Source organism: Haloarcula sp. H-GB4 (assembly GCF_030848575.1).
Classification (GTDB): Archaea; Halobacteriota; Halobacteria; order Halobacteriales; family Haloarculaceae; genus Haloarcula.
Genome location: NZ_JAVDDX010000002.1, coordinates 293,858 through 312,828 on the forward strand (window position 1 = coordinate 293,858; position 18,971 = coordinate 312,828).

Consider the following 18,971-nt stretch of genomic DNA (forward strand, 5'->3'; position numbering starts at 1 on the left):
GATGGCCTGCATCATGACCGATCGGTGGGCCATATCGACGCCCTTCCGAGCGTGGGTGATCCAATGCAGTCCGGAGTCGAGAACGGCCGCGGCCAAACGGCACAGCGAACAACGAAACACCCAAACCACTCGGAGGAAATGCCTACAGCATGGCAGATAGTCGTTCGTCGGCCCTCCTCGACGAGAATGGGAACCTTTTCGGTCTCGTCAACGTTGTTGATGCGCTGGCCGTCCTGCTCGTCGTTGTGGTCGTCGTGGCAGGCGCTGCGCTCGTTCTCCAGCCGGAGCCAGAGCCACCGGAACCGAATACAACCAATGTCACCCTCGATCTCGGGACGCAACCGTCGTATATCGTCACAGAAATCACCGAAGGGGATACGTACAGTCCCGGCGGCAATTCGAATCTCACCGTCACAGATGTTCACCTGACACCACAGGACGATCAGACACGCGTCATCCTTCGGGCCACACTACAGGGGACACCCGACGGTGACAGCCTCATATACGCGGATGCACCCCCTCGCCTTGGCCGGCCACTGACTATCGCGACAAGTCGGTATGAAGTAAGCGGTCAGGTACGCACTGTGGGTGGTGACAACAGTCTCTCCCAAGAGGACACGACCGTGGTTCTCAGGGACACCATGTCCACCGCCGAAGCCCGGGACGTTACCCCCGGTGACGAGATCAGACTCGCTGGTCGTACTGTTGCGACCATCGAAGACGTGGCTGCATACTCGGCTGGAAACACAACTGAACAGACCGTCTTTGTCGAAGCCGAACTCGACACCCACACACAGCAATCCGACCGTCGGTTCGGCGGTACCCAGGTTCGACGCGGCCAGACGGTCACGCTCCCGGCCGAGGACTACACGTTCGATGGCCGCATCGAACAAGTCGACAGCGGTCTCCAGTCGGCGACTGCCGACGTGCTGCTCAAGACAACCGTTGACTCCGAGACGGCTAACCGTCTCGCCGCCGGCGACATCGCCACTGTTGCCGGGTACGAGGCAGCCGAGGTGCGAACGGTCACGACGTACGCGACACAGAACCCCGACCGCAAACGTATATTTGTCGGCCTCTCGCTGGCGACGCTCGAAAGCGGCGGTCAGCAACAGTTCGGCAGCACCACCGTCCAGCGCGGGAACAACATCACCGTCTCGACCGAGAGCTACGAACTCTCCGGCACCATCGAACGCGTCGGCGCACTCGAACCACGTGGGACGCTCAGTAATCGGACAGTAACTCTGCGGATGACAGACGTGCGCGTGGACATGGCTGATGCGATCAGGCCCGGCATGACCGAAACCAGTGATGGGACGACGGTCGCTCGCGTGAGTCGTGTCAGTACTGAACCGGCCATCATTATCACGACCGGCGAGAACGGCTCCGTCAACGTTGTCGATCACCCGTATCTGCGTGATGTCACCATCACGACAGAGCTCCGAGTCCGTGAAACGACAGGCGGTGTCCAGTTCAAAGGCGAGTCCGTCCAACAGGGCTCGACAGTTGTAATCAATCTCGGGACGATTACTATCGAAGCGACGGTCGTGAGTGTTGGCCTCTGACCCACATCACAAACGATATCTTGGATCGCTCGAACCAATATATAATCGGATGTCCGAGGAATCCGGGTCGTTGAGCCCTATTGAAGTTGTCGGAGAGAAAGTCAGCACGATTAGCGACGGGTCACAGATCGCTGGTGTCGGGCAAGTGATCGGTGCCCGTGCAAGTGAGTTCCTTCGGGAGTCGTATTGCTACCGTTGGCTCACGAAGGAACCTGAGCCTGAGGTCATCGTCATCGACCTTCGTGAGACGTACGCCGTTGGGCTATTTATAGCACTACTTGACAGGCTCGTCCCACATATCGAAGACGCATGGCGACACTCGACCGTGGGGTCGGTCGCGAGACGCGCGTTCGAACAGCTTGCAGCGGACGTGTTCGACCCGCTTTCGGAGATGCGAGGCTACGAACTCGCAGTCGCTCTCTTGACGCCACCAGAACCGCCGGAACAAAAGCGTACTGACAATGACGAGTCAGAACCTGCCGAAGACGACTCGTCCTGACCTTACGACACAGCCAGGCTCCTTGCTGTATTTCATAGAGTACCACCATCAGGCCGCGGCGGTCAGAGAATACATTATAGACGTACTTCGTGAAAAGGTGGCAACGCAAGAGACCGCTGAGATCTTCAGATTCATACGATAAATTGTGTGGGCGGACGCTGTTCATGATCGTTCGTGGCCTCGTCAACGATTTGCTCCCGAAACACGCCAGTTGGGTTCCCAAAGCGGGGACTCGGGACCGGAGACGCGTTTGGCGAACTTACAGGCAATTAGACCGGACCGATGACACTACATCGTCGTGTTTGACGAGATTGACGATATGGAGGTGGACGCACGCTTCTGTATAAACTGCCTCGTGCACGAGTGAACGGTCACTCTCAAAGATAAGGTCCGGGGTAGTTGGAATCAGCAACGACTACACGTTCCGACAGACGTTATCGCGAAAGTCAAAAATACGCTGATGGAAACCGAAATCCCTTTTATCCCATAGAAGCCGAGGAACTGTGAACGATCCTAAAGCACCGAGAGGAACGTGCTTTCGTAGACGGGGCGTGTGACAGATCAGCCATCGCTCGGCGACTTCGATCTGTTCGACACCTCGTGACGACGCGTGCTCACCACGTTAATCCCTCGTAGGTGATGCCAGTTCGGCGTTCGATGATGTTCCGCTCATCGATAACAACGGGGTCCGCCATCTCATCGAGCTCCGAATCAAGTACACCGAACTTGTCCCAGTCGGTCACTACGACCACCCTGTGGACCCCTCTAATGCCGCAGCAGCACTATCAGCGTACGTCACGTCAGTGAATCGTTTGCGCATCTCGGTCGTTGCGACAAAGATGCCGGCGTTCACCGGCATTGAGCTCGACAAGTTTTTCGCGCGATGGTCGTCTGATGTGAGTATGACGTGAACGCAAAGACCTTCCAGCATATAGACAGTCGCTCTTGGGTAAGCAACTGTTGGTCGCGTCATAGTGCGGTTTGAAGAATAATTTTGAGTGCTTCGTCGCTAGATTTGCGACAGACACGCTGGCGTAACTAAAACGCTCTGAGGTAGGGGTGTGAGCTTGTCTTTGGAGACACCACGGGGGCGAGAGCCACCGTCGCACCAGCGACAAGTGGCTGTCGCAGGTGTTGAGGTATACCTTTCTATCTTTATATTCTCCTCAGTATAAACGACGCACTCCGGATTAAATGAGCGTCCTCATCAAGTGACTCTTAAGCCCGAAAGCCGTCGGTATAGACGGTCACCGACTCCTGTTTACGGTTGCCAGGCCGGAGTCGAATCGTCGATTCATCGGCAGCCTTCGCCGGGGGAACGTACGACTCTCCGGAACCGCGGTCAGTAATGATAAACAGCGGCGGCTTGCCCTCCTGATACGCTATTAACGATTAAACACCTGGCTTCGGTATTCGTCGATAATCTGCCGCTCCTCCGCTGAGGGAATTCCAAAGACGAAATACGCTATTAAGAACCCAAGCAGGGCAAAGAGATAGACTGAGAGAACCAGTTCAAACCCTCCGAGGAACGAATCAAACCCAACGTACGATATGCCAATAATTGGGAAATATACGAAGTATGTTAGCAAATTATCTGTGGTAAGCGGGGTGATTTGATAGTCCCTGTACAACCGAATCGAGACTAACGAGTTTCCGATAGCGTACGACACCGCTGTCGCGACTGCTGCCCCCACTATCCCAATCCGAGGGATGAGCCAGATGTTGAGACCAATATTAATCACGGCGTTCACCAGCGTACTGAATAAGAAGAAATCGGATTGACCAAGCATCTTTAGAGTCCCGCCATTAATCCCGAGACTGACGTGGAAAAAGAACCCGAGCGCCAGTATCACTAGTGATACCGACCCGGAGACATATTGGCTTCCAAATATGATGCGGAGAAAGACTTCGGGTTCGATTACTAGTAGAATCATCCCCGGCAACGTCAGAATGACAGTCCACCGGGCGACTATCGCGTATATTTTGGGTATCTCCTGCATTTTGTCGCTTGCTTGCAAGTCCGATATCACTGGCGGGAAAATCACGTTCATAATCATTGGTGCAATAAATATTAGCCTGCCTAATGAATATGCTGCACCGTAGAAACCTACTTGATCAGAGGTAAGGAACGCGCCGATTAGAATCGTGTCCAACGAACTGTTGATGAACGACATGCTATTAGCGAATAGCAGCGGGAGCGAAAACCTCAGTAGGTTCGTGTATTCAACGTCGGACGCGTTAGGGATCCCGAAGACAATATACACGTAGGCTGCACTGAGGAGGGCCATGAATGCATACCCGCCAACGTATGCCCACGCGATGCCAATCGTTCCGAACCCGAGAACGATTGCGCCACCGATGAACATGACCCGTGAGATCGGAAATGAAATATTCTCGATGAGGCTTTTCGATCTCGCGTCTTTCATGCCTTGGGCAACCGAGGCACCGAGCTGACCGAGAACGGCTAATGGTACGCCGACAGCGACTATATTCAGTAGGGGACCCATTTGAGGGTCATTAAAAATATGCTTGGAGATAATATCGGAAGATAAAAACAAGAGTATTGCAACCGCGACGCTCGCGATCCCAGCTAAACGGACCGACGCGGTAACGACTCCAAGCTGATCGGTTTCAGTGTCGTGTCGAGATAAGTATCGAACCACACCGGTTCGAAGCCCTAGCGACCCGAAGATTGTAACCATACTCAGAAGCGATATCACCAAGATAACCTGCCCATAGCGACTTGGATTGAAGAACCGAGCAATCAGGACCTTCTCGCCGAGCCCAGCAAGCCGCATCACGGCAAGTCCAAAGAAAGAAATCACTGCCCCCGTCAGAATATCGCGCAAGGAATCCCCGATAGATTCAGCCGTGTCGTCGGTTTTATTAGTCATAATGGCTGAAAATCACGGAAGCGGTCACTGTTCACTTCGCATAACTAATTTCACCTCAGGCAGCTTAAAAGCTATCAGTACCAATGGAAAAATAAGGATAAACACGTATTTAATTCTATTGATGGGAGAGAGGAAGCCCTGAATCAAACTCCGTCCTAGCAGGCCCGAAACCACCGCGAATAACACCACTGTCAGTGGTGTCTTCTGTATTCGAACGAACGCGATAAACGTGGTTTGTAAAAGAACGCCCCAAGCGAAGAGGCCAACCAGACCAAGCTTACCGGCGGAAAAATACAGCTTGCCGATAAATGTAGGTGGGAGAAATCCACCGTCCCCAGCAAACACCGTATCATACAACTCCTCGCCGAATGATTGGCTGTGTCCGTACCCGGGTAAGACTGAAACAAGTCGATCCAGAAAGAATTCTATCCCAAAGTATCTGTGCGTTCTCGGGAATGCAGTTAAAATGTAATTCACACTCGTTGCCTCCGACAAGAAAATCCGATTTCGAATCTGTCTCGCGCTCGCAATTAGTATATTTTCGAACGCCCCAGGCCGTGGATTCCGGATGAGCGATATTCCAAGAAAGAATGGAATGACGACCAGTGCACTCCCTAACAGTATACGCGTCATCTCGGAGTAACTCCTGAATCGCAAATAGGATATTAGGCAAATAGTCCAGATTCCAAAGTCAAGTACTGGATACCGCCGAGAGGTCAATATCATGAACGTCAAGGTAGTAATGAGTGCGATGATTCCGGCACACCATATGAGCGAGTCCTGCTGTGCGTACCCATAGACCAGCGTGAGGAGAGTAATAAACGGCAAGAAGAGTGTGATACCGACCAACGACCAAGAGTGAGTGGCAGCCCAAGCCCGGAATGAAATAGTAGACAGCAGTGGTGACCCGGAACGTAGATACACGGCTACAATCCATAATATTAGTACGCAGATTAGCGCCAGAACATATTTGTTCACATTACGATTTGTATACATTACCGGTTCTTTGCTTGCATATTTTCGGGTCTCGTTGAATGGTTCAAACTCCAGCAGGTAATTAGGGGCGACTGTCCCGAGTGCGAACGCGAAAATTGCGCCGCCCAGAATGAGAGGATGGCTTTCTACTGGAACCGCATACCATAATGTGACACCGTAGTGGATGAGAATTGTCCCAACGTATATAAAGACGACAAATAATCCATAAAAGATTCCTGTGGGGGAAACGAAGCCAAAGAATCCACTGGAACTCAAGACAATCAGTCCAGAAAGGATGACAAAGAGTATTCCAAGTACTAATTCCAGGGACAGTAGCATCTATTACTTTGGAAGGGACAATGAGTGTAAACGTTGTTGTTTTTGATGCTATGAATCCGAAGCTACTTGCAAATCCTCAAGTAGTGTGGCTGTAGATAGCGTCATATGACTGAGCGGATCGCATTAATAGGACTTGATGGTGCAACTTGGGATTTTCTCCGCGGCTGGCTTGAAGGCGGGGCCCTCCCGAATCTCAAGCGTGTCTACGACAATGGCTTATGTCCGGATAATGGCGCGAACGTGCAAATGAGCACTTACGCTGGCGAGTTCGGGGCGACACGGATTAGCGAGGAGAAACAGGAGGAGATGGAAGAGTGGCTTGTGGATATGGGCTATATGTGATCTTCTACAGAATGATTGGCTCTTTACATGTCGGGATATTTAACCCGAATACATTGTATCGGGCGAACGGCCAGTACACAACTGATGGGAGTGTATTAAATTTGTACCAGCGTTGGGAGGGTTATTTCAAGCAGATTGATATCTGTTCACCAGTTGTTCCGGGACAGAAAACTGGTTCTATTAATGTAAGCTCGGCATTTGATGTTATTCCCCTCCACCAATGGACGAACCCATGGACTTTCCGAACTCTCGAACTGCCACCTCTATTATATGATATCTGGCAGGCATTCAAAAATCATCATCAGAATTGGGATTTTGTGTTAATTCCGACAACGGATATTTTCGGGCAGGCTGTGTATTCAGTAGCCTCCTCGTTCAATATTCCTGTAGTCATTTACCTCCGTGGAAACATAATCAACGAAATTCTCGCTGGACACGAAGGAATCATAAGAGTAGTCGCACTCCTGTGGACCCAGTACTTGGATCGGGCAGTGAATCGTATTGTTCGGGACAGTGCTGTTATTACAGCCGGTGATAAATTGAAACAGGAATATAAAGAGCTAGCAGGATGTATTGAGTCGATCGTTCCCTCGCTCGTCAATCGTGACGACATCGTTACCCCGGACACACGGACCTATCCAGATGGCGAGGACCCAATCAAAGTGCTCTATCTCGGTCGCCTTGTCAAGTACAAACGCGTACAGGATGTTTTGAAGGCGATGGCCGAACTCCGCCCCCACCCACGTGCGTACGAGTTCGAAGTCGTCGGTGACGGTCCCTACCGGGAGGCACTCGAACGGACGGCCAACAATCTCGGTATTGCGGAGGACGTGAGGTTCACGGGATACGTGAGCCATGATAACGTATATGATTCGTATGACCGTGCCGACATCTTCGTACTTCCATCGAGCAGTGAAGGTTCCCCCAAGACCATCCCCGAGGCGCTCGCTCGGGGTTGTCCGGCCGTTGCGAGTGCGGTCGGGAATATCCCATCACTGCTCGCCGGCGAAACCGGCATCACCTACGACGTGGGAGACGTCGACGCACTGGTCGATGCACTGGACCGGTTGGGAACTGACGAGGAGTATTGGAGGACATTGGTCAGACGTGGTGTGGCACGGGCTAGTCAGTTCACAGCTGAAACACAGGTAAAGGCAATCGAACACGTGCTGTCGGACACGTACCCCGAACTGTGCGATTCCTGAGAGCCAACGTGGCCGTTGGACTATGGGTGTCGGGGTGCGCTCGTTCTACGTCTTGTCTATCCTTTTCTAATGTTTCCCTGAGAAGGTCAGCGAGTTTCATGGATAGAACTCACTACGACCTCCTCATTTCTCAAACTCGCTCAACTGGACAGTTTCACTACTGACTCATCGGAGGTCGATTTCATACATCAGCGGTCTTGATACGCCGGTTTCACCCACCAACTTATAAAAGACCTATCCACCGTCTCACGCTCTGTAAGAGATGCGAATAGAGCCCTGTACTTCCAAGCTTCAGCTCTGAGTACCCGACGTGCAGAGCTCCGTTGAGAGAATCTCCAGCAGTCGCTGTCTGTTCGCTTCGAAAGTCAACTGTGCCGCAGTTTTTTGTCCCTCCTTCGCGAGACGAGACCGAAGATCAGCGTCCCCCCGCACTGTTTCGATGGTGTCCATGAGTGCATCAACGTTCCTCGGATCAACCAGCATACCGTTTCGACCATGGTTGATTAGCTCGGGGAGCCCACCCACTGCCGTCGTGACGACCGGTAAGCCACGGGCCATCGCCTCCGCGATGACTCGAGGAAGCCCCTCCGTTCGTGAGGGCAACACGAAGATATCCGCGTCATCGTAGTATGCCCACAAGTCGGGGCCCTTCGGAATAAACCCATGGAATGTTACCGCGTCGGTGACACCCAACTGGGCTGCTAACTGCTTGAGCTGGGTGGCACTCGGCCCGGACCCGACAATGTGGAGGTGGACCGTATCGCCTCTCATGTTGAGTCTCCGGAAGACACGCAACAGGTCGTCTATTGCCTTCTCCTCGGAGAGCCGGCCCACGTAGAGCAGGTCTGTAGCATGGTCGGAGACGGTTGGTTCATCAACAAGCAACTCCTCGGAGACCAGCGGTGTGATTACGTGGGCGCTGTCGGCGTCGTAGCCGTAGCCCCCGATAGCGTCCGAGAGGTCGCCAATCGTCAGCAACACGACGTCATCGTTGAATGACATCCGTCCGAAGAGCTGGTCGTACGCCTTGATTGGCGTCTCGATCAGCAGGCTACGCAGTAGTGCTCCGTCGGTTCTGGCCGCGACCGTCTTGCGTTTGTCCCCTCTCATAAGCAGGAAATGGGGTTTCCCGTAGACGTAGTAGGAGATAGGCACGGTAATCGCGCCAAGCGTACTCGGTGCGACCGTTCCAATGATGTCAGCCTGACGAACCGGCTCGGACTGGACGATACGCAGGAGGCGTGGCACCACACGATGGATTGACTGGAGGAGGTCAGTCGGACCATGGTAGAACGGAAGATGGATGATGCGCACATTCGCGGGTAGGTCGAGCGTCGTTTGCCCGCTACCCTCCCCGACGGGCATACAGATGTGGAGTTCCCTGAAAACGCTGCTGGCCTTAAAAAGGAAGTCGATGAGGTTCGTGTAGTCCGAACTGTACTGGTCGGTCGCCGGGTCGTACTTGATCTGCTGATTGACGAACAAGACTGCCCGACACTCCGCGAGTGGCTTCATGAACATCACGTGACCACCTCGATATCTCGGTTCATTTCCACAGGGAACGGAACAGAGACAAGATCGGCGAGCACCGGTGAGCGTCGTCGGCACCGGGGTGGAGCGCGGGCCCGCTGGTGCCTCGTTTCCGGTGGGATTCCTGCGAACCCGTTCGTTGTGGGGTAACGAACTGACATTTCGCTCGGTTCACCCGCCCTTCAGCTCGTCCGACGAGACATCCGTTTCGTGGCCGACACTCACCGGGCTGTCGACGGACGGTTCCGTGCGGAACAGCGTCTCGTAGACGTAAGCACGAATGGCATTCGGTACGAAGCGAATCGGCACTCGGAGTGTGACGTTACGAAGCGCTTGCAACGGCGAAATGAAGCCGAACGCCACGAACTCCCGCTGGAGGCGCAGTTCTTCACGCGCATATCCCCAGCCGGAACGGCGCTCGTACATTTCCCCGCCCGTTCGTGCCTTGACCAATACCTCGGGAATGTTGGCGAACCGAGCGCCGTTGACAAGCATCCGAACCCAGAGGCCGTAGTCTTCCATGCGTTCGACGTCGCGATAGTTCCCGGCGTCGAGGGCCGCAGCCCGTCTAAACATCGCTGTACTCTGGGACACTGGCGAGCGGGTCTTCGCTAGGTCACGGATTTCCTCATGATCCCTTGGGAGCGTACGCACACCAAGCTTCTCGCCAGTCTCGGGGTCGAATTCGAGTAGCTGCGCTCCGACTACGTCAACCTCGGGATTGTCCTGCAGGTAGGTTGCCTGCCGCTCTAGCCGTGTGGGGACACAGAGGTCGTCGGCGTCCATCATCGCCACGACGTCGCCCTGGCAGCGTTCCACCCCGACTTTTCGTGCGAGTGCTCGTCCTTGATTCTCTGCCAGCGAAACGTGCCACACGAACGAATACTCAGACTCGAAGTTATCGATGATTGTTTGATTGGCTTCCGGTACTGGCCCATCACGGACGATGACCAGTTCGTCGGGGACCCGTGTCTGGGAGACGATGCTCTCGATAGCTTCCCGCAGTGCATTCGGCTCATCACCGCCGTACGTGGGTAGGACCACCGAAATATTGACCATCGCAGGTTGCCAATCGATTTTCCAAGCAGGTTTATAAAACCGCAGGTTTATTCCCTCTGAATCCGGCGGTGGTTAGCGGCGAGTATCGGCTGCATTCTAGGCAATCCTCAAATGGGTATCAGTACGTCCACCGCACTTATCAACGACGGTAGTGATGTGTCGGGTGATGACTACTCCACAGACGGTGCTTCTTCGCCACCGGGGGTCGCGGTTCGACCGGGAAGTAATCGGCCGCTGGCTTGCCGCGACGACTGATCTTGTCGGCGAGATTGTCATTGAGTCGGACTGGACACGACAGGTGAACACCCTGAAACACGAGTTGAGTCGGTCCGGCATTATTGGCCTCATCGATGCCATCGCGTATCGGCTGTACTATGATGCTGTTCTCAATAACAAGGAAATGCCAAAGATTGACGCACTTATCTCGGACACCCAAGCGGAATATCCAGACTTTTCCGTGCCGGAGTACAGCGTCGCAGACGCGAATAACAAAGAAACGGCGGATATCCTCCGAAATCTGACTCCAGATCTGATGCTCGCCCGGTGCAAGGTGTTACTCTCTAAATCGGTGTACGCGATTCCCAACTACGGAACGTTTGTCATCCATCCAGGAATCTGCCCAGAGTACCGCAACCAGCACGGCTGCTTCTGGGCGCTTGCCAACGGCGACGACGACAAGGTGGGATTCTCCCTCATCCGCATTAACGATGGTATTGATACCGGGGAGATCTTCGCCCAAGATGGGACCACGTTCAACCCTGTGGATGACGAGCACATCTACATCCAGCTGAAGGTAGTTGCGGACAACCTTCCTTCACTCACGCCAGTGATTACCGCGGTTGCTAATGGAGAGGCAGAGGCGATTTCAACGGACGACCGACAGGGAGCACTCTGGGGGATGCCGAAACTGAGCGCGTGGCTGACTTGGAAGCGGCGTGTCCAACGGTTCGGAATCGGTACGTACAATTCAACACATGATTCGTGATCTCCTCAGCTCGCCCACCAGCGGCCTGGCGCTGTTGTATCACGATATCGTCCCACGAAAGGAGACAGACACCTCCGGCTTCGTCACGGATGGCTCGTGGCGATATAAGCTCGCCCCTGAGATGTTCGACCGCCATCTCTCAGTTATTGCTGACTCAGCGTTCGAACCGGCATTAATCACTGACAAGCCTCCAAACCGTCCTGTGTACCTCACGTTTGATGATGGAGGCCAGACGGCAATGGAAGCGGCCCGTCGATTGGAGGCTTACGGGTACCGAGGCCATTTTTTTATCGTGCTTGATCGGGTCGGAGAGGACGGCTTCCTTGACTGGAACCAGATCCATACCCTAGACCAGCGAGGTCACTGTATCGGTAGTCACACAATGACTCACGCCAATCTGCTCAAGACAAATACACAAAGACGTCAGCAAGAACTAACAGAATCAAAGGCTGCTATCGCGGCAGAGCTCGGACAATGTCAGTCGCTCTCCATTCCACTGGGGGCATATAATGAAGAGGTTTTCAAGGCCGTCTATGAAGCGGGCTACGAGTATATATTCACCTCGGAACCTGTTCGGATTCCACAGGACCACCTGAACCAACGATTGGGGCGCTGGAACATCTGGTACGATACGGACCCTGATGAACTTGCGGCAATCCTCAGGGCGTCGCCACCTATCGTTCTTCAAACTGTGGTCCGCTGGTACGGCGTCAAGTTTGTCAAACAGCTGCTCGGTTATAACCGGTTCATTCGAATCCGAGATGTAATCAGTTTCCAATAAATTATATTTTATATAACATCTAAATTAATTTCTATCTGTAAATGGGCACTGTCTATTTCTGGATGGCCTCAGCTGGCATTTTGCCGTCAAGCGCTTGATTCGGTCGTTGACGATTATAGTGGTGCCTGAAGCATCGTAACCACTGTTTCGCGCTGGATTGACTGGTCCTCCAATACGTGTAAAAGCGGTCGATTCGCATGGTCACAGTCAGGAACCACTTTCCATGTGGTTCCAGACTCGATAGTCGAGCCGACCGCTCAATTCCCGGCGATCGAGGGCAGTCAGATAGCCGCTAGCATCGACGAGAAACGCTGTCTCGACGACATTGTGTTTCTCGGTGAGTCGGTGCAGAAACGCCGCCGCAGGGTCGGTCCCATGGTGGCTGAATACGTCAACTTCGAGTAGCAACTTTGATTCGGTGTCGACAGCGGTGTAGAGCCACTTTTTCTCCCCGTCAACCTCGATTTGTTTCTCGTCGACCGCGACCCGCGACGGTTGGGCCATCGGCGGGTCACTCTGAGATTCGGCGAGTGTACGAACCCAATTCCGGACAGCACCGTGAGACCGCTTTACTCCCAGTACTTCTAAGATAGCAACCGTCTCCCTGATCCACAACCCCGCCGTATGGAGACGCACCCCAAACCGCCGGACGGGTGTCGAGGTGCGCTCATTCTCCCAAACGTCTTCACTGTCCCCATCTAACTTCTCGCTGAGGAGGTCTGCGAGTTGCATGAACACTTCTCGCTACGGCCACCTCACTTCTCAAATTCGCTCAACTAGACGGTGCCGCCGCAACGGCGGTCCTGCGTCCGGGTACAATGGCGACCAGCGCAGCCGTTTCCGACTGGTCCCCCCGTAGCCACGCGACCCGTCAGCCACCAACTCTGCAACTAGTCACTCGAACAATTCGTTGGCGAGGACGGTCCTGAACTGCTTGGCCCTGTTCGCTGGTCGGGCGGCCCATTCGCCACCCCTGTACTGCCAGCCGTACCGGCGTGTGCCTCGCTGAATGATCTTCTCAGTCTGGTCGACGGAATTTCAATCTAAATATATTGGTTCTAATATACATTGATAATACGCCCATATTAAATATACTAATATGGTGGTTTCGAGTTCTCCCGCAAGGATTAGCACTTAGTGCTAATTGAAGAAGTTACACGATCGTGGTTAATTCACCCAGGGATCTGAAACAGGTTCCCCTAGAAGTAGACGCCATGCATCGGATTTTTGTCTCCGGGAGAGAGCATACCCGTAATGAACCGAGAATGGGAGAGTGGGATAGTCGATGAGACCGTCAGTCGCATGATTACGATGCTGCTGGCCGGTGTCATCGCCCTCATCTCAATATACAGGTACGTCGTGTTCCGGTTTTCGGGTCGGGAGTTCCTCCACGACGCGCAAGTGTGGGCGCAAATTGGGGACGATGTGCTCGCGGGGATGGCTCTCTACGCCCAGGTCCCCGATAATAAGCCACCGCTCTGGGAGGCCGTGGTCATCGTCGCTGCCGCGACGCCTGTCCCTTTCCTGGTGATGCTCGCTGTGGTCGGAGTGGGAGGCGCTGCCCTAGTATGGAACACACACACAGACTCGTCAAGACGGAACTGCGCCCGGAAGCAACGGTCGTCGCCGTTTTCTCGCTTGCCCTTGGTATTGTGTGGATGACGAACGGTTTCATAAACAACAAGATAGTCGCACTGGCCCTGCTGACCGCGGGGCTCGCTTCTGATCGTCCTTCTCGGAGCGGGCTTCTCTACGGACTGGGATGGCTGATAGCCCAGCATCTACTGCTGGCAGCGCCGGCAGTAGCTTGGTGGGAGTGGCGCCGGCACGGCGACCGCGCCATCGTGGTGATCGGGAGCCTTGCACTGGGAACGGCGATTGTGGGGTACGTTATTGTCGGCCTGATTTGGGGGCTTGACGCGTCAGTTGGGCGGTCAGACAGACCCTGTTCGCGACGCCAGCGTACGCTGTGGCGGAATCGCAATTTCAGACCAGCGGCTCACTGCTGAAGGCTCCAGGGCGGTACCTACAGGTGGCGAACGAGCGGATCAGCGTCTATACGTTCCAACTTGTACTCGCGGCGATCGGCGCGGCATATCTGCTATCGGCCCGCCGGGCGTCCCCCGTAGTCGGCTGGTTGGGTGTAGCCCTGACAACCACTCTGGGAAGTGCACTACTGGTACGGGTTTACCGGCACTACTGGCTGCTAATTCTCCCTGGTCTCGCGATTCTGGCCGGGCTCGGTGCTGATTGGTTACTCCCCGAATACGGGGTGGATGAATAATTACTGGCGATGTCATCTGCTATACACGGCACGATCACGAGAATTGCACGCCGGAGGGCAGTGATTGTTGTCGCGCTGGTCGTCTTCGTATTGGTTGGTATCTACAGTGAGTACTGGCTGGCAATCGTCGCGAATAACTGGCCGCTCGGTTACGATTTCAGTCTCTACTACGATGCTTATTACGATGCAGTCAATGGACAGAACCCGTACGAATCACCGGCGATAGGCTAGAGCTTCATCTACCATCCGTTCGCGTTGATACTGGTTGCGGGAGTCGCCCTGATGCCCTCAACGCCAGCTCTTATTCTCTGGAGCGTTGGCAGTGCCGCGGCGTGGGTCACGACGATTGGACTCTCACTGCGTATCGTCGAACCGGATATGGATTCTAGCCGACTTGCGTTGAGTTGCATCCTGGGCCTCAGCTTTGGCCCGTTCCTCGAGACGATACACATCGAACAGATCAGCACATTTTTTATTTTGCGCTGGTAGTGTTTAGTTAGTGTCATTATGCCATCGAGCGAAGCTCCGCAACCAGTTTTCGGCGGTTTCCGGGTCGACGTGACTGAAGCAGTTTGAAAACACCGAGGTTCGACGCTTCAGCTCTCGAAAAATCCGTTCGATAGCGTTCCGATTTCCGTGGCGACACACCCGAAATCGGAGTCCAGCTCGTTGAAGTGCAGTTTGGAAGTGTTGAGCGCCATCGACGAGAAAGACGGCAGTTTCGATATCGTATTTTTGCCGAAGTTCACGTAGGAAAATTTCTGTGAGGGTGGTCGTAGTCGTCGCAAACAGCCGGACGTGAAGCAGTTCGTTCGATTGCGGATCGGCGGCAGCGTACAGCCAGAATCACTGATCGTTGACGCGAATCACTGTTTCGTCGAGCGCAATCTGATTCGAAGATTTACCCGAGCCTGGCTGTAGATCAGCTTTCTGAACCCAATCGTGGACAGCTTTTCGACTGCGTTGGACACCCAGTGAATCGAGTAATTCGACGGTATTCGATAATGAAATTCCCGCAACGTGCGATTGAATACCAACGCCATCGCGGACTCGGGTGTCCGCTCGCGCTCGATAAAATCCAAATCAATCCACTCTCTATGACCGTTGAGGCGGGACGATTTCTGCCATAGACCAGAAAGAAATTCTCCTGCCTCACTTTTCACGCTTAACTAAACGCGACCTTGCCACCAGGCCCAAACCAGAAATGGCTAGGACACCAGCACCAGCAGGCCGATAGTCAGCCAGATACCGAGTCGTGAGCAGAGCCACACGACGCGCCCCTACAGGGTCAGCGATGACTGGCTTGACTGTGACACGACGGTCGCGTTGGTGGTGGTCTTATTGGACATGTTGACCCTCCAAGAGTTCGCGAACAGCGGTGCGGACAGCTTCCGACCGGTTGGTACTCGCCGTTCTCGACGCGCTGTCCGAGCGCGGCCAGCATCCAGGCGGGCATCCGCGTGGTCTCGCGGTCCATGGTCTCGTCTTCTTTGGCCAGCCGGTCGCCGTGGTCGCGGCCTCACTCATCGTGAACACCGCCCACGAGTCCGGACAGCACTTGTTCAGCATTCCGCACCCGGCGGGCGGCCGTCTCGTTGACCGGCGACGGGGCCTTCTCCAGCTGGCCGAGGGCGATCTCCGCGGCCTCCAGCGTGACACACACGTCGTCAACCTCGCGCACGCGATGCAGGCTCTGGTAGGCCATCACGATATGCGGGCACTGGCCCGTTTCTAAGCCCACGAGTAGTCTTCGAGCCGCCGTGACGCGGTCCTCGACCGAGCGGGTGGCCTCCGTGGTACAGTAGACAGCCTGCTCGCTGGCAGACCGGAATCCGCCCATCATGATTGCCCTCCGTCGGTTGCGAGGTCGGAATCGTAGCTGACTGGGTCTTTGCCGTTGCCCTGGCGCTTCGCCCGCGCGTTTCGAACGTCTGGCCCGTCTCGAATGAGGTCCTCGCAGTTGGGACAGCACCGTGGCTCAGTCGTACCGGCGGGCTCAAACACGCGCACGTAATCGTCGGTGACGTGAGCCCCGCAATTCTGGCATTCAGGCATGCTTGACCTCCGTCAGCGTCTGCTGGTTCTCGTCGGGCCGCTCGTCGCACCACTCGTTTTCGTGGCGGTTGAACTGCTCGTCCCACGGGATATTCTCCCCGCAGTGTTTGCACTCGGGCATTAGAGCATCCCGAGCAGGTAGCTCGCAGCGGCGAGTGCAATCAGCGCTCCAGTCCGTACGCAGAGATGTCATACGGTATTCTAATAGAATATAAAAAGGCCGAAGTATAACTGCGTAATTATATTACATATGTGCGACTCCGAGGATGGAAAGATCGTAACTCTCACGAGCAAAGGTCAAATGACGATCCCCAAGGAGTTCCGCGACAAACTCCAGATTGACCCACCAAGTCGAGTCCGGTTTGATGAAAACGAGAACGGAGAGATTGTAGTGCGGCCAGTCAAGCGCCCATCCGAGCTTCGAGGCGCGCTTGCATCGGAGAGCGAGACTCATGAACAAACTGCCACCCGCCAGCTCCGCGAAAGGCGAGCGAAAGACAAGCAGAGGGCCGATGATACGCATAGCTTGTCGAAGCAGGATAAATAGCGGTTGTCTTCGGTGCCGGACTTTTCCTCGCCTTTTGATTTGGTGAGCGGGGAGCGGGCGAGGTGGAACGGTGATGGGTTCTTTTTATTTTGGACTCTCGGTTGGTGAGCGTAGTAGCGTCTCGTCGACTGAACGGCCCTGTTGTGCGTTGAAGCGGTATAATAGCCGTTGTGGCCTGGAATACTGGCGGAGAGAGTGGCGATTGGTGAAAATAGCAGTTACGCTGGCAGCTTGAGGGTGGGTGAAAGAGGTTGAACTGAACGTGAGGTGCAGAACAGAACGTGAGGTTCAGAACTGAACGTGAGGTGGAACGGAGAATATCAAATTAACCCGCTTTATCAATCTTGACAAAGAGCGCCAGAAGCGTGGTCACTAATCAATCTTGAACAAATCAGGTAACCACTCGGTCAGAATAAAGCGGATAGGACCAGATTATTTGCTGACCTATCCAAACATCTGGCGCATCATCGGATGCATCTCCATGAGCTGCTCTTCGGCGATCTCCTCGTACAGCTTGTACGTAATGGAGACCGTCAGCAGCAGCCCGGTACCGGAGACGCCGCCGATGGTACCCAGCATGTTGGCCATCACTGCGAGCAGCCCAACAAGGGCCCCTCCGATAACGGTCACTTGTGGAATATACCGCTCAAGGACCTTCTCGATGACGCCGACGTTCTGTCGGAAGCCGGGGATCTGCATCCCGGAGTTGTGGATCTGCTTAGCCGTCGCCTCTGGACCCATATCGGTGGTTTCGACCCAGAACACGGCGAAGACTGCGCCACCGACCAGCATAACGAACAGGTCGATGCCGACGCGGGTCAGGATCTGCCAGACCGGTTGCGTAGTTCCTTCCAGCCACCACATCCAGTCGCCACGGCTCTGAACTGGGGCAAGGAAGTAGAACAGGCCGCCGGTTGGCTGGCCGTTGGCGTACGTGCCGAGGAACGCCGGCATTGAACCCAGCTGGGCGTCCAGAATCCGGCCCAGGAACTGGATGTTTGCCTGCAGCGCCCGGACGAGGATCATCGGCAGGACGCTCGCGTAGATGAGCTTGACCGGGAACCGGCCACGAGCTCCTTTCACACGGGCGTTCGATAGCGGTATCTCGACCCGGACCGACTCGGCGTAGACGACCACCGAGAAGATGAGGATCGTCGTGAACAGCCCCAGTAGTTCGCCCTGGAGCAGCACGGTCTGGAGGCCATCAGCGGCCAGCACTGGCCCGGTGCCGCGCTGGCCGGTGATGAACAGGTACCAGGTGTAGATGATCCCTTCGCTGTTGCCGATAAACGGCGTTGTCAGGACGCCACCGATGAGGCGTTGACTCACGCCGGCGACGATGAACAGGCCGATACCGGAGCCGACGCCCCATTTGGAGATGACCTCGTCCATGAACAGGATGAGGACACCGCCGACGAACATCTGGCCGAAGATGAGCCACTGGACACCGGTCGTACCGATACCCAGGGAACTTGCGACCGCCGTGTCAGCCGGGAGGAAGCCGCCGGCAAACACCATCGGGAGCCCGGTGAGACAGATCATCACGAGTACCAGCAGCTTCTGGAGCCCCTGATAGAGGATCTGGTCTCGCGGGTCGTCTTGGGTGTCTAGCCCGAGCAGGTCCGCCCCACCGAGGAGCTGTAACACGATGGACGCCGTAACGATCGGACCGATACCCAACTGCAAGATGCTCCCCTGACCGGAGGCCAGAATCGACGAGAAGCGCCCGAACACCTGTTGGCTGGCGTCGATGTCCAGCCCGAACAGCTTCACGTTTGTCAGGAAGAAATACAGCAGGAGTACGCCCCCTGTCCAAGTGAGCTTGCGCTTGAACGGGACGTGTCCTTCCGGCCGCTGGACTGCAGGCATCCGGACAAGCAGTGGTTCGGCGGTGTCCTTCCAGCTCATCGT

Annotated in this window: 18 protein-coding genes and 5 pseudogenes; 11 read left to right on the plus strand and 12 right to left on the minus strand. The window is 54.9% G+C overall.

Going from position 1 to position 18,971, the window contains the following annotated elements:
• The first annotated feature begins 149 nt into the window (after window positions 1–149).
• The 3 genes and pseudogenes from RBH20_RS09945 to RBH20_RS21325 form a co-directional block, all read left to right on the plus strand.
• Window positions 150–1,565, plus strand: a complete 1,416-nt coding sequence (locus tag RBH20_RS09945; RefSeq protein WP_306708132.1) for a DUF4330 family protein — start codon at window positions 150–152, stop codon at window positions 1,563–1,565.
• Between the two features lie 70 nt (window positions 1,566–1,635).
• Entirely contained in the window at window positions 1,636–2,064 is a 429-nt protein-coding gene (locus tag RBH20_RS09950; protein ID WP_306708134.1) for a hypothetical protein, read from the plus strand.
• Window positions 2,065–2,122: 58 nt separating this feature from the next.
• Window positions 2,123–2,640 (plus strand): annotated as a pseudogene (locus tag RBH20_RS21325) (cell division control protein Cdc6); the annotation flags it as partial.
• A 38-nt stretch (window positions 2,641–2,678) separates the two neighbouring features.
• On the opposite strand, the pseudogene RBH20_RS09955 reads toward RBH20_RS21325, so the two are convergent.
• From RBH20_RS09955 to RBH20_RS09970, 4 genes and pseudogenes are all read right to left on the minus strand, one after another.
• Window positions 2,679–2,899 (minus strand): annotated as a pseudogene (locus RBH20_RS09955) (UDP binding domain-containing protein); the annotation flags it as partial.
• Window positions 2,900–3,033: 134 nt separating this feature from the next.
• Window positions 3,034–3,444 (minus strand): annotated as a pseudogene (locus RBH20_RS09960) (IS1595 family transposase); the annotation flags it as partial.
• 5 nt (window positions 3,445–3,449) lie between these two features.
• Window positions 3,450–4,958 (minus strand): flippase, encoded by a 1,509-nt coding sequence (locus RBH20_RS09965; protein WP_306708136.1) that lies wholly within the window; start codon window positions 4,956–4,958, stop codon window positions 3,450–3,452.
• A 24-nt stretch (window positions 4,959–4,982) separates the two neighbouring features.
• Window positions 4,983–6,272, minus strand: a complete 1,290-nt coding sequence (locus tag RBH20_RS09970) for a hypothetical protein (protein ID WP_306708138.1) — start codon at window positions 6,270–6,272, stop codon at window positions 4,983–4,985.
• Window positions 6,273–6,377: 105 nt separating this feature from the next.
• On the opposite strand from RBH20_RS09970, the gene RBH20_RS09975 reads away from it, so the two are divergent.
• Window positions 6,378–6,614: a hypothetical protein gene (locus RBH20_RS09975; protein ID WP_306708140.1), complete on the plus strand. Its 237-nt coding sequence runs from the start codon at window positions 6,378–6,380 to the stop codon at window positions 6,612–6,614.
• Window positions 6,615–6,625: 11 nt separating this feature from the next.
• Window positions 6,626–7,819, plus strand: coding sequence for a glycosyltransferase family 4 protein (locus tag RBH20_RS21330; RefSeq protein WP_373567964.1), 1,194 nt, complete (start codon window positions 6,626–6,628; stop codon window positions 7,817–7,819).
• A gap of 291 nt (window positions 7,820–8,110) precedes the next feature.
• On the opposite strand, the gene RBH20_RS09985 is transcribed toward RBH20_RS21330, so the two are convergent.
• The gene (locus RBH20_RS09985; RefSeq protein ID WP_306708143.1) at window positions 8,111–9,334 is read right to left on the minus strand and encodes a glycosyltransferase; all 1,224 of its coding nucleotides are present in this window, start codon (window positions 9,332–9,334) and stop codon (window positions 8,111–8,113) included.
• Between the two features lie 186 nt (window positions 9,335–9,520).
• On the minus strand, window positions 9,521–10,393 hold the full coding sequence (locus RBH20_RS09990; protein WP_306708145.1) for a glycosyltransferase: 873 nt from the start codon (window positions 10,391–10,393) through the stop codon (window positions 9,521–9,523).
• Between the two features lie 181 nt (window positions 10,394–10,574).
• On the opposite strand from RBH20_RS09990, the gene RBH20_RS09995 reads away from it, so the two are divergent.
• Together RBH20_RS09995 and RBH20_RS10000 are read left to right on the plus strand one after the other, a co-directional pair.
• A complete protein-coding gene (locus RBH20_RS09995) occupies window positions 10,575–11,393 on the plus strand; it encodes a formyltransferase family protein (protein WP_306708147.1) in 819 nt (272 codons plus the stop codon).
• Complete coding sequence (locus RBH20_RS10000) at window positions 11,383–12,174, plus strand: polysaccharide deacetylase family protein (RefSeq protein ID WP_306708149.1); 792 nt, start codon at window positions 11,383–11,385, stop codon at window positions 12,172–12,174. The genes RBH20_RS09995 and RBH20_RS10000 overlap by 11 nt, the downstream gene beginning before the upstream one ends.
• Window positions 12,175–12,226: 52 nt before the next feature.
• Here RBH20_RS10000 and RBH20_RS10005 read toward each other — a convergent pair.
• Window positions 12,227–12,906: pseudogene (locus RBH20_RS10005) on the minus strand (IS6 family transposase).
• A 522-nt stretch (window positions 12,907–13,428) separates the two neighbouring features.
• On the opposite strand from RBH20_RS10005, the gene RBH20_RS10010 reads away from it, so the two are divergent.
• From RBH20_RS10010 to RBH20_RS10020, 3 genes are all read left to right on the plus strand, one after another.
• Complete coding sequence (locus RBH20_RS10010; protein WP_306708151.1) at window positions 13,429–13,836, plus strand: hypothetical protein; 408 nt, start codon at window positions 13,429–13,431, stop codon at window positions 13,834–13,836.
• 682 nt (window positions 13,837–14,518) lie between these two features.
• A complete protein-coding gene (locus tag RBH20_RS10015; RefSeq protein WP_306708153.1) occupies window positions 14,519–14,689 on the plus strand; it encodes a hypothetical protein in 171 nt (56 codons plus the stop codon).
• Between the two features lie 6 nt (window positions 14,690–14,695).
• Window positions 14,696–14,947: a glycosyltransferase family 87 protein gene (locus tag RBH20_RS10020; protein WP_306710412.1), complete on the plus strand. Its 252-nt coding sequence runs from the start codon at window positions 14,696–14,698 to the stop codon at window positions 14,945–14,947.
• A 3-nt stretch (window positions 14,948–14,950) separates the two neighbouring features.
• Here the strand turns inward: RBH20_RS10020 and RBH20_RS10025 are convergent.
• The 4 genes and pseudogenes from RBH20_RS10025 to RBH20_RS10040 all read right to left on the minus strand — a co-directional run bounded on the left by RBH20_RS10025 (window position 14,951) and on the right by RBH20_RS10040 (window position 16,634).
• Window positions 14,951–15,621: pseudogene (locus tag RBH20_RS10025) on the minus strand (IS6 family transposase).
• Between the two features lie 356 nt (window positions 15,622–15,977).
• Window positions 15,978–16,301 carry a hypothetical protein gene (locus RBH20_RS10030; RefSeq protein ID WP_306708155.1) on the minus strand — a complete coding sequence of 108 codons (324 nt, stop codon included), beginning with the start codon at window positions 16,299–16,301 and terminating at the stop codon, window positions 15,978–15,980.
• Window positions 16,298–16,513 (minus strand): hypothetical protein, encoded by a 216-nt coding sequence (locus tag RBH20_RS10035; protein WP_306710496.1) that lies wholly within the window; start codon window positions 16,511–16,513, stop codon window positions 16,298–16,300. The genes RBH20_RS10030 and RBH20_RS10035 overlap by 4 nt, the downstream gene beginning before the upstream one ends.
• Complete coding sequence (locus tag RBH20_RS10040) at window positions 16,506–16,634, minus strand: hypothetical protein (protein ID WP_306708157.1); 129 nt, start codon at window positions 16,632–16,634, stop codon at window positions 16,506–16,508. The genes RBH20_RS10035 and RBH20_RS10040 overlap by 8 nt, the downstream gene beginning before the upstream one ends.
• A gap of 180 nt (window positions 16,635–16,814) precedes the next feature.
• On the opposite strand from RBH20_RS10040, the gene RBH20_RS10045 reads away from it, so the two are divergent.
• Window positions 16,815–17,060 (plus strand): AbrB/MazE/SpoVT family DNA-binding domain-containing protein, encoded by a 246-nt coding sequence (locus tag RBH20_RS10045; RefSeq protein ID WP_306710414.1) that lies wholly within the window; start codon window positions 16,815–16,817, stop codon window positions 17,058–17,060.
• Window positions 17,061–17,504: 444 nt separating this feature from the next.
• Here RBH20_RS10045 and secY read toward each other — a convergent pair whose 3' ends face one another.
• Window positions 17,505–18,968: a preprotein translocase subunit SecY gene (gene secY / locus RBH20_RS10050; protein ID WP_306708159.1), complete on the minus strand. Its 1,464-nt coding sequence runs from the start codon at window positions 18,966–18,968 to the stop codon at window positions 17,505–17,507.
• Window positions 18,969–18,971: the final 3 nt, after the last annotated feature.

Coding starts and splice junctions, on each gene's coding strand:
- RBH20_RS10010 (WP_306708151.1), top strand. CDS start 13,429: ATGAACCGAGAATGGGAGAGTGGGATAGTCGATGAGACCGTCAGTCGC.
- RBH20_RS10035 (WP_306710496.1), bottom strand. CDS start 16,513: ATGCCTGAATGCCAGAATTGCGGGGCTCACGTCACCGACGATTACGTG.
- RBH20_RS10045 (WP_306710414.1), top strand. CDS start 16,815: ATGACGATCCCCAAGGAGTTCCGCGACAAACTCCAGATTGACCCACCA.
- RBH20_RS09975 (WP_306708140.1), top strand. CDS start 6,378: ATGACTGAGCGGATCGCATTAATAGGACTTGATGGTGCAACTTGGGAT.
- secY (WP_306708159.1), bottom strand. CDS start 18,968: ATGAGCTGGAAGGACACCGCCGAACCACTGCTTGTCCGGATGCCTGCA.
- RBH20_RS09985 (WP_306708143.1), bottom strand. CDS start 9,334: ATGAAGCCACTCGCGGAGTGTCGGGCAGTCTTGTTCGTCAATCAGCAG.
- RBH20_RS09995 (WP_306708147.1), top strand. CDS start 10,575: ATGACTACTCCACAGACGGTGCTTCTTCGCCACCGGGGGTCGCGGTTC.
- RBH20_RS09965 (WP_306708136.1), bottom strand. CDS start 4,958: ATGACTAATAAAACCGACGACACGGCTGAATCTATCGGGGATTCCTTG.
- RBH20_RS10030 (WP_306708155.1), bottom strand. CDS start 16,301: ATGATGGGCGGATTCCGGTCTGCCAGCGAGCAGGCTGTCTACTGTACC.
- RBH20_RS10000 (WP_306708149.1), top strand. CDS start 11,383: ATGATTCGTGATCTCCTCAGCTCGCCCACCAGCGGCCTGGCGCTGTTG.
- RBH20_RS09970 (WP_306708138.1), bottom strand. CDS start 6,272: ATGCTACTGTCCCTGGAATTAGTACTTGGAATACTCTTTGTCATCCTT.
- RBH20_RS21330 (WP_373567964.1), top strand. CDS start 6,626: ATGATTGGCTCTTTACATGTCGGGATATTTAACCCGAATACATTGTAT.
- RBH20_RS09945 (WP_306708132.1), top strand. CDS start 150: ATGGCAGATAGTCGTTCGTCGGCCCTCCTCGACGAGAATGGGAACCTT.
- RBH20_RS10040 (WP_306708157.1), bottom strand. CDS start 16,634: ATGCCCGAGTGCAAACACTGCGGGGAGAATATCCCGTGGGACGAGCAG.